At 57.9% G+C, this 520-nt stretch carries 1 protein-coding gene; it reads left to right on the forward strand.

The window, feature by feature from the left end; all coding sequences use genetic code 11:
• Positions 1-162: 162 nt before the first annotated feature.
• Positions 163-520, forward strand: a 358-nt coding sequence (locus HY30_RS19880; RefSeq protein ID WP_199286287.1) for a S26 family signal peptidase, incomplete at its 3' end; no start/stop codon positions are given.

The raw sequence follows: 520 nt of genomic DNA on the forward strand, positions 1-520 counted from the left end.
ACCGTCGTCTATCATGTCGATGACCTGAATAAGTATTCGACGGTGTGGAATCGCGCGCGAGGATCAGGAAATGGCTCGTGAAACTACGACCGCCAAGGCGGATTTAGCGGCACTTTCGATAAGACATCGAGCGCTGCATCCTGGCAAATGGAGGGGCAATTCATGAGCCTCCGTGCAGCATTCTGGAGCGGGTTTTCCGTGATCGGCGTCGCATTGGTCGCCCTTCCGGCAACCGGTATCCTGCCACCGCGCCTGCTCTACAATCCGAGCGAAAGCGTGCCGCCGGGATGGTATCGTGTCATACCCCTGGACGGGGTTTCGCGGGGAGATCTTGTTGTTTCGAACCTACCGGAGGAGGCTTCGAAACTTGCTTCAGAACGGCATTATCTTGCGCCAGGTATCCCCGTCATCAAGACCGTCCGGGCCCTCGACGGTGACAGGGTTTGCGAGATAGACGGCGTTTTGGAGATCAATGGCGCGCCAACGGTCCGCCTTCTTCCAGCAGATCGTTTGGGACGCG

The sequence above is a fragment of the Hyphomonas chukchiensis genome (assembly GCF_000682695.1).
Lineage (GTDB): Bacteria > Pseudomonadota > Alphaproteobacteria > Caulobacterales > Hyphomonadaceae > Hyphomonas > Hyphomonas chukchiensis.